At 61.8% G+C, this 7,894-nt stretch carries 8 protein-coding genes; 6 read left to right on the forward strand and 2 right to left on the reverse strand.

Annotated elements, in window-relative coordinates:
* Nucleotides 1-330, forward strand: a 330-nt coding sequence (locus VNX23_RS24855) for a CmcJ/NvfI family oxidoreductase (protein ID WP_325634215.1), incomplete at its 5' end; no start/stop codon positions are given.
* A gap of 118 nt (nucleotides 331-448) precedes the next feature.
* On the opposite strand, the gene VNX23_RS24860 is transcribed toward VNX23_RS24855, so the two are convergent.
* Together VNX23_RS24860 and chrA are read right to left on the reverse strand one after the other, a co-directional pair.
* Nucleotides 449-1,450, reverse strand: a complete 1,002-nt coding sequence (locus VNX23_RS24860; protein WP_325634216.1) for a tripartite tricarboxylate transporter substrate binding protein — start codon at nucleotides 1,448-1,450, stop codon at nucleotides 449-451.
* Nucleotides 1,451-1,567: 117 nt separating this feature from the next.
* Nucleotides 1,568-2,794, reverse strand: a complete 1,227-nt coding sequence (gene chrA, locus VNX23_RS24865) for a chromate efflux transporter (RefSeq protein ID WP_325634221.1) — start codon at nucleotides 2,792-2,794, stop codon at nucleotides 1,568-1,570.
* A 276-nt stretch (nucleotides 2,795-3,070) separates the two neighbouring features.
* Here chrA and VNX23_RS24870 point away from each other — a divergent pair, with 276 nt between their 5' ends.
* The 5 genes from VNX23_RS24870 (at nucleotide 3,071) to VNX23_RS24890 (ending at nucleotide 7,602) form a co-directional block, all read left to right on the forward strand.
* The gene (locus VNX23_RS24870) at nucleotides 3,071-4,174 is read left to right on the forward strand and encodes an MBL fold metallo-hydrolase (RefSeq protein ID WP_325634217.1); all 1,104 of its coding nucleotides are present in this window, start codon (nucleotides 3,071-3,073) and stop codon (nucleotides 4,172-4,174) included.
* A gap of 16 nt (nucleotides 4,175-4,190) precedes the next feature.
* Nucleotides 4,191-4,820: an SCO family protein gene (locus tag VNX23_RS24875; protein WP_325634218.1), complete on the forward strand. Its 630-nt coding sequence runs from the start codon at nucleotides 4,191-4,193 to the stop codon at nucleotides 4,818-4,820.
* A 128-nt stretch (nucleotides 4,821-4,948) separates the two neighbouring features.
* Nucleotides 4,949-5,413: a DoxX family protein gene (locus VNX23_RS24880; RefSeq protein ID WP_325634219.1), complete on the forward strand. Its 465-nt coding sequence runs from the start codon at nucleotides 4,949-4,951 to the stop codon at nucleotides 5,411-5,413.
* A gap of 142 nt (nucleotides 5,414-5,555) precedes the next feature.
* Complete coding sequence (locus VNX23_RS24885; RefSeq protein WP_325634222.1) at nucleotides 5,556-6,242, forward strand: response regulator transcription factor; 687 nt, start codon at nucleotides 5,556-5,558, stop codon at nucleotides 6,240-6,242.
* The gene (locus VNX23_RS24890; RefSeq protein ID WP_325634220.1) at nucleotides 6,229-7,602 is read left to right on the forward strand and encodes a sensor histidine kinase; all 1,374 of its coding nucleotides are present in this window, start codon (nucleotides 6,229-6,231) and stop codon (nucleotides 7,600-7,602) included. The genes VNX23_RS24885 and VNX23_RS24890 overlap by 14 nt, the downstream gene beginning before the upstream one ends.
* The last annotated feature ends 292 nt before the right edge of the window (nucleotides 7,603-7,894 follow it).

Genomic DNA, 7,894 nt, shown 5'->3' on the forward strand with positions numbered 1-7,894 from the left:
CAGGTTTGGCGGCCGATCCACCATCCTGTGGAGACTTATCCGCTCGCCATGGCGGATGCGCAAACGCTGTCGCCACCGGATATGATTGTGTCAGAGCGGCGCGCGCCCGGACGCATCGGCCAGACTTATGCGATCAAGTACGATCCGAAACACAAGTGGTACTGGTTCCCGCGCATGCGGCGCGAGGAGGCCTATGTATTCAAGGTGTTCGATTCGATGAAGGACGGCCGCGCGCGCTGGACCGCGCACACCGCGTTCGAGGATCCCACCACCCCGCCGCATGCGCGGCCGCGCGAAAGCATCGAAATCCGCACGATGGCATTTTTTTAGGGGCGCGGGTCCCGCGCGTTGACGGCGTCAAAAAGCGACATCCCTGATCTCCAAGCGGATGTCTTCATGCGCGCTCGAAAGCGGACAGTCCCCGATATACGCCGCAGGTCTCGCAAGCTCACTGTTTCGGAATTTTCGCCTTCTCGATCACGCTCTGCCATTTGTCGATGTCGGATTTGAGCCGGCTTGCGATCTCCTCGGGCGTGCTCGCCTTGGCCTCGATGCCGAGCGTGAGCAGCCGCTTCTTTAGTTCGGCGTCGGCGAGTATATCCTGCAATGCGGCGTTGAGCGTTTTCACGATTTCCGGCTCGGTGCGCGCCGGCGCGAACAGCGCGTTCCAGGAGACGACGTCATAATTATTGACCCCGCTTTCCTGCACGGTTGCGAGATCAGGCATACTTTCCGAGCGCACCGGACCACTTGAGGCAAGCGCGCGGAACTTGCCTTCGGCGATGTTGCCCTTGATCGCCGAATAGCTGTCGATCATCAGCGCGATATTGCCCTGCAGGAGCGATACCTCGACCTCCGGCGTGCCGCGATAGGGGACAATGGTGAAATCGATATTGGCTGCAGTCTTGAACAGTTCGGCCGACAGGTTCTGCGTGCTGCCGACATTGATGGTGCCGACATTCAACGCGCCGGGCTTGGCCTTGGCCGCGGCGATGAAGTCGCCGAGCGTGGTGAAACCGGATGAAGCGGATGTGCAGAAGATGAAATCGAAAAATCCGAGGCTCGAAACCGGTGCGAAATCCTTCAAGGGGTCGAATGGCAGGCGCTTAAACACTGAGACGCTGATCGCGGTTCCGTTGGTCACCATGATCAGCGTATGGCCGTCGGGCGCCGCCGACATCACGCTGCGCGCCGCCGCAATGCCGCCGGCGCCGGGCTGGTTCTCGACAAAAAAACGCTGAGAAAGGGACTCGGAAAGTTTCTCCGCAATGATGCGCGCGGTCGTATCGGCGACGCCGCCGGCTGCGAATGGAACGACGATTCGAACTGGCCGGTTCGGATAATTCGCCTGCGCACGCGCAGCGGGCGAGGCAACGGCAGGCGCGCAAGCCGCCATCACCATCAGCCACAACGCTGGCCGAGCGCGCAGTTTGGCGCCATAAATTCTCATGAAAAGTCCATTGTCCCGGAAAAACGAAGCCGTCAAGCACCGGATTTACTTTGGTGCCGATGAAGCCGTGCTGAAGCGCGCGAGCGATCGCGCGCATTCAAGCAAACCGCTTCAGACTCAAACGAATGGCGACAGCGTGCCGGCGGCCGCCAGCAGCACCACAACGACCCATGACGGCAACTTCCAGACGGTGAGCAGCAGGAAGCCTGCAAGCGCCAGCGCAAAATCGCGGCCGCTCATCACCGCACTGGTCCAGACCGGGCTGTAGAGCGCCGCACCGAGAATGCCGACCACGGCGGCATTGGTGCCGCGCAAGGCGGCTTGCGCAGCGGGGCGCGCGCGCATCGCATCCCAGAACGGCAGCATGCCGTAGACCAGCAGCATGCCCGGAAGCAGCAAGGCGACGAGCGCAATCGCAGCGCCCGCAAGGCCATTCGGCGGCGAGTTCATCACGGCGCCGAGATACGCGGCGAAGGTGAAGAGCGGCCCCGGCACGGCCTGGGCCAGACCATATCCGGCCAGAAACGTCTCGTTGCTCACCCATCCGGGGCTCACGACCTGCGCCTGCAGCAGCGGCAGCACCACGTGACCGCCGCCAAAGACGAGCGCACCGGAACGGTAAAAGGCATCGAACATCGCGATCGTATGCGATCCGCTCGCAGCCGCTAGCACCGGAGTAAGCAGGAGCAGGGCCGCGAACAAAAGAAGAGCAATCCCGCCGCTGAGCCTTGTGACCGGAAAATTCAGGTGACCCGAGACAGGCGGGGCCTCTCCGCGACAAAGCCAGAGCCCGGCGCAAGCACCGAGTGCGATGGCGGCAATTTGCGCAATGGAGCCGGCGAATGTCACCACGACCGCGACCGCGGCCAGCGCAATGGCGGCGCGCGGCCGATCGGGTGTCAGGCTGCACGCCATGCCCCAGATGGCTTGCGCGACGACCGCGACCGCGACGAGTTTTAGCCCATGCAGGAAGCCTTCTGCCACCGGTCCGGTGAACGAGGCCGCACCCATGGCAAAGGCGAACATGATCACGGCCGACGGCATGGTGAAGGCGAACCAGGCGGCAAGGCCGCCCAACAGCCCGTTGCCGCGCAGAACGCCAAGGGAAAAACCAGCCTGGCTTGAAGCTGGTCCCGGCAGAAACTGGCAGAGCGCGACCAGGTCCGCATAGGTCGTCTCATCCAGCCATTTGCGCCGGACGACGAGTTCGTTGCGGTAATATCCGAGATGCGCAATCGGTCCGCCGAAGGAACTCACCCCTAGCTTGAGGAAGACTAGAAAAACCTCGACGACCGTCCCTCGCTCCGGAATTGGATTGGAAAGTGAATCGCGCCCCGACGGGATCTCTTGTGAAGCAGTATCGCCCACCCAAGCCTCCGAAACTTCCCTCTACCTGAAAGCGAGCCGCGTGAATTCGCTGCCGGCCACAAACACGAATAGCATATGTATTCGGATTCAGGGCCCTGTTCAGTTACGGGCTGCACGCTCTCGTGTCCTCATTTAGGTTGACACGTCGGCAAATCGGTCCTGTATTTTCGCCCCAGCACGCAAAGCCTCTGCCAGGTCCAGTTTGGAAGCGGCTCTCGTTTGCAAATCCAGGTCTGATTTAGGAATATTGCCATGCCCGATTTCAATCGTCGCGATGCCCTGAAGATGTCGGCGGGTTTTGCCGCCGCGGCGGCCGGTGAATTTTCCTGCATCGAGCTCGCCAAGGCAGGTCCAATTCAGGTGCCTGTCATCGACAAGCTCAGCGTGCGCGTCCTCGTCGACAGCGCCAGCGATATTTTCTTCAAGCCGGCTGAAGTAAGCGGCGTGAAGACCGAGCCCGGCCGCTCCGCCAACTCGCTGCTCCCGCTGCACAGCGAATGGGGCCTTTCGTTATTGCTGGAGCCGCAGCGCGGTGATGCCAAGCGCAGCTTCCTGCTCGATTACGGTTGGACGCCTGCGGCCATCAACGGCAACATGGAGCTGTTGAAAGTCGATCCCTCGAAGGTCGAGGCGCTGATCATGAGCCACGGCCATTGGGACCATTTGGGCGGCCTGATCGGATTCCTCGACAGGCACCGCAAGGTATTGCCGGCCGAATTGACCCTGTATGCCGGCGGCGAAGACAATTTCTGCCAGCGTTACGTGCGGGGGCAGGGTGGCGATTTGGCGGACTATGGCATGCTCGACCGCCGCGATCTCGCCAAGCGCGATGTCAAGGTGATGCTGTGCGAAACGCCGGTCGTGATCGGCGAGGCGGCATTCACCACCGGCAAGATCAAGCGCAACAGCATCGAGAAGGTGCTGCCGAACACGCTTGTCGAGTTCAAACTCAAGGATGGCGCCGGCTGCAACTGGAGCCACTACCTGCCGGCCGAGATGGAAGGCAAGATCGTGCCCGACGAGCACATCCACGAGCATGCGACCTGCTTCAACCTGAAGGACAAGGGCCTCATCGTCATCAGCTCCTGCGGCCATGTCGGTATCGTCAACTCGGTGCGGCAGGCGATGGAAGTCTCGGGCGTCGAGAAGGTGCACGCCATCGTGGGCGGTTTCCATCTCGGACCCGCGCCGGCCGATTACCTGACGCAGGTCGTCGCCGAGATCAGCAAGCTCAATCCGGATGTGATTATCCCGATGCATTGCAGCGGGCTCAATTTCACCCAGGAAGCGCAGCGCCAGATGCCGGGCAAGGTGCTGACCACGACCACCGGCACCCGCATCACCTTTGGCATCTGATCGGCAGCACGAGGCGATGGCGGCGGGTAGTGAATGGCAAATCCACGCCGCGATCGCTCGCGCGCTTTTCCTGGTCGTGTCGTTGCTCTGCTGCGATATGGCTTCCGCGGCCGACGAGCAGCAGTCCGCCGCGGAAATGATGGAAGATCTGATGTACGGCCGCGGAACGGTCGGCGGGCCGTTCACGCTGACCGACCAGAACGGACAGAAACGCAGCGACAGCGAATTTCGCGGCAAGCTGATGATCGTCTATTTCGGATACACCTTTTGCCCCGACGTGTGTCCGACCGATTTGATAGCAATCACCGAAGCACTCAACGCGCTGGGCGCTGCGGCCGAAGGCGTTCAACCGGTTTTCATCACGGTTGATCCCGAGCGCGACACGCCGCTACTCAAGGACTACGTCGCAGCCTTTCATCCGAGCCTTGTCGGCCTGGCCGGTTCGCCTGAGGCGATTCGGAAGGTCGCCAATTCCTACAAGGCCTATTACCGGAAAGTGCCGGGCGGGCAACAAGGGGAGTATTCGATCGACCACACCGGCATCATCTATCTGATGGGACGCGATGGCGAGTATCTCGGCTTTCTGCCGCCGCAGACCGACCCCGGGAAACTGACGGAAGTCTTGCGCAAGCATCTGGCGAAATAGATTGACCGGCTTGATGCCGCCGGACACCGAACGTTACGGCAGGCAATGGCGAACTCATGCAACGAGCTTGACAAGTTAGATGCAATTGCATTAAAGTAAATGCACTTGCATCTAAATTGGAAACGACCATGACCCAGCCTCAACGGACCGAATTCGCCACCTTCCTGCTTCGCGTCACGCTTGGCATCATGTACCTCTCCCATAGCGTGGTCCTGAAGCTTGCAACCTTCGGGCTTGCCGGCACCGCCGGTTTCTTTGTCAGCGTCGGCCTGCCGGGCTGGCTTGCCTATGTCACCTTTGCTGCCGAGGCTGTCGGCGGGGTGCTGCTGGTGCTGGGCGTGAAGACTCGCTGGGTCGTGGTGGCGCTGTCGCCGGCACTGTTCGGCGCCATCATCTGGGTGCACGCCTGGAACGGGTGGGTTTTCACCGCGCCAAACGGCGGCTGGGAATACCCCGCCTTCCTGATCGTCGCCAGCATCGTCCAGTTCCTCCTCGGCGACGGCGCCTATGCTCTCGCGCCCTCCAAAACCTCTGATCGTGCCGCGGGAGCAAGTGCAGCTGCAGCGAGCCCGGTTCGCGGAGCCGCGGCTTAACCAGCTCGGTAACTTGCCGCCTTACAGCAGGCTTACAGGAACCTTCTCGTTAACTTCCGATCCTTGCGGGAGCTTGTCGATCGCATCAAAAGGCCTCAATGGTGGTTAGGACATCCGAACCATCATGGCTGGTTGGCTGGCGATGCGATTGCTGGTTATTGAAGACAACGCCGTGCTTTCCGAGCTGCTCGCCAAGGGCTTGAGGACGGCCGGCTATGAAACCGACCTCCTGGGCACGGCGGCAGAAGCCCGCGCCGCCGTGATGACGACGTCGTACGCGGCCGTGATCCTCGATCTCGGCTTGCCTGATGGCGAGGGGTTGTCGATCTTGAGGGAGCTCAGGCATCGCAAGGACTCGACGCCGGTGCTCGTGCTCACCGCACGCGGCGGAGTTTCGGACCGCGTCAGCGGACTGCGCAGCGGCGCCGATGACTACATGGTCAAGCCGTTCGCGCTCGAAGAGCTGGTCGCGAGGCTGGAAGCGTTGCTGCGCAGGCCGGGCCAGCAGCTCGGAAGCTCGCTTCATATCGCCAATCTCGAGTTCGACTTGCGCAGCCGCCAGGCATCGATCGACGATCAGCCTCAGGTTCTGTCGTCGCGCGAAACGGCCGTGCTCGAACTTCTGATGCGCAGCAAGGGGCGCGTGGTCTCGAAGAAGCAGGTCGAGGACCATATCTTCGGGATCTCCGGAGAGGTCGCCTCCAACGCCGTCGAAGTCTATGTCCATCGCCTGCGCAAGCAGCTTGCCGACAGGGGCGCCAAGGTTCAGATCCATACCATTCGCGGGGTCGGATACCTCATCGCCGAGGAAAAGCGTGATCCGGTTTAAGTCGATCATTTCAAGGATCGTGATCCTGCACGTGATCGCCGTGGCGATCGCGTCGATCCTGATGTCGCTGGCACTCTCCTGGCTTCTCAACATCGCAACCAACAACATCCACAATGAGGCGATGGAGGAGCAGGCGGCATCCGTCGCCCAGCATCTTGTCCTGCGGCCCGACCGCAGCCTCGCGCTCGAGCTTCCGCCAAGCCTTCAGGGCCTCTACTCGCAGCCTTACGGCCGATATTCCTATGCCGTGGTGGACGATCACGGCAAAACCCTGTTTTCCTCGCTGGACGACCAAACGCCGGTTTTTGCCGCCGATCCCCACGCCGCCGACGTTCAATACCTGCAAACCCGCAAAGGCGGCGCGGCCATTTCCGGCGCGAGCATACGCCGGATCATCGGCGGCAGGACGGTGTGGGTGCAGGCGGCCGAAGACCTCGCCAACCGCGACGTGTTGATCGACGACATCGTCGAGGATTTCTTCAAACACGTGGGCTGGATCACGCTGCCGATCCTTCTCGTGCTTCTGGTCACCGATATCGCGATCTTCCGTCGCGCGCTTCTGCCGCTCCGGCAAGCCTCGGAAACCGCCCAGGATATCGGTCCCGCCCGGACCGATATCCGCCTGCCGGTCGACGCGATTCCGAGCGAGGTGCGGCCGTTGGTTTCGGCGATCAACAAGGCGCTCGACCGGCTGGACCAGGGTTTTCGGCTGCAGCGCGAATTCACCGCGGATGCGGCCCACGAGCTGCGCACGCCGCTGAGCATCCTGCGCACCCGCGTCGAAACGCTCGACGACCCGCGCGTCGCAAGAGCCCTGCATTCGGACATCGAGGCGATGAGCCGGGTGGTCGGTCAACTGCTCGACATTGCCGAACTCGAGGCATTTACGATCGATCCTTGCGAAGTGGCGGACCTGCAGGCCGCCTGCGCGGAGGTCGCCGAGTTCATCGCGCCGCTCGCGCTCGAGCAGGGAAGGGAGATCGCGTTGCTGGGTACCAGCGTGCCGGTGTGGATCAGGGGCAATGCCGAGATGATCAAGCGCGCGATCCGCAACCTCGCCGAAAACGCCATCCGGCACGCTCCCAAGGACACGGTAGTCGAATTCGTCGTCGAGGAGAATGGCACGGTGACGGTGCAGGATCGCGGTCCGGGAATTTCGGACGAGGAACGCGAGCTGATTTTTCAACGCTTCTGGCGGCGCGATCGCAACCAGCAGGGAAGTACCGGGCTCGGGCTTTCCATCGTGCAGCGCATCGCCGAACTGCACGGGGCGGCCATCGAGGTCCGGAACAGGCCGCTCGGCGGCGCGCAGTTTTCACTTGCCTTCGTCAAGGCCGAGCAACCGGCCACGGCGGCCTGAAAAGATCCACGTTTTGTCTGCCGCCACTTGACGCAGGCCCGCGTCCTACGATCAAGATGCTTTCGCCCGAACCTCATCACGGGCTAGTGTGGCGGTCCAGAAGTCCGCATCATTGCTGCTGCGAGTTCGTCATGCGGACTTCTGAACCAAAGCCACACTAGAACCTATCTCAAAATTGCGGTGCCGAGTCGATCGGCTATAAAGGGCAGATGATTCGGCTGACGGACGAGCAGTGGGAGCGCATCCGGAAACACTTTCCGGAAGAGCACATTGCTGATGGACGGCCTGGCCG

This window comes from Bradyrhizobium sp. (assembly GCF_035570375.1).
Taxonomy (GTDB): domain Bacteria; phylum Pseudomonadota; class Alphaproteobacteria; order Rhizobiales; family Xanthobacteraceae; genus Bradyrhizobium.

Excerpts from the sequence above, each read along its gene's own strand:
- VNX23_RS24875 (WP_325634218.1), top strand. The coding sequence starts at position 4,191 with ATGGCGGCGGGTAGTGAATGGCAAATCCACGCCGCGATCGCTCGCGCG.
- VNX23_RS24860 (WP_325634216.1), bottom strand. The coding sequence starts at position 1,450 with ATGAGAATTTATGGCGCCAAACTGCGCGCTCGGCCAGCGTTGTGGCTG.
- VNX23_RS24870 (WP_325634217.1), top strand. The coding sequence starts at position 3,071 with ATGCCCGATTTCAATCGTCGCGATGCCCTGAAGATGTCGGCGGGTTTT.
- VNX23_RS24880 (WP_325634219.1), top strand. The coding sequence starts at position 4,949 with ATGACCCAGCCTCAACGGACCGAATTCGCCACCTTCCTGCTTCGCGTC.
- VNX23_RS24885 (WP_325634222.1), top strand. The coding sequence starts at position 5,556 with ATGCGATTGCTGGTTATTGAAGACAACGCCGTGCTTTCCGAGCTGCTC.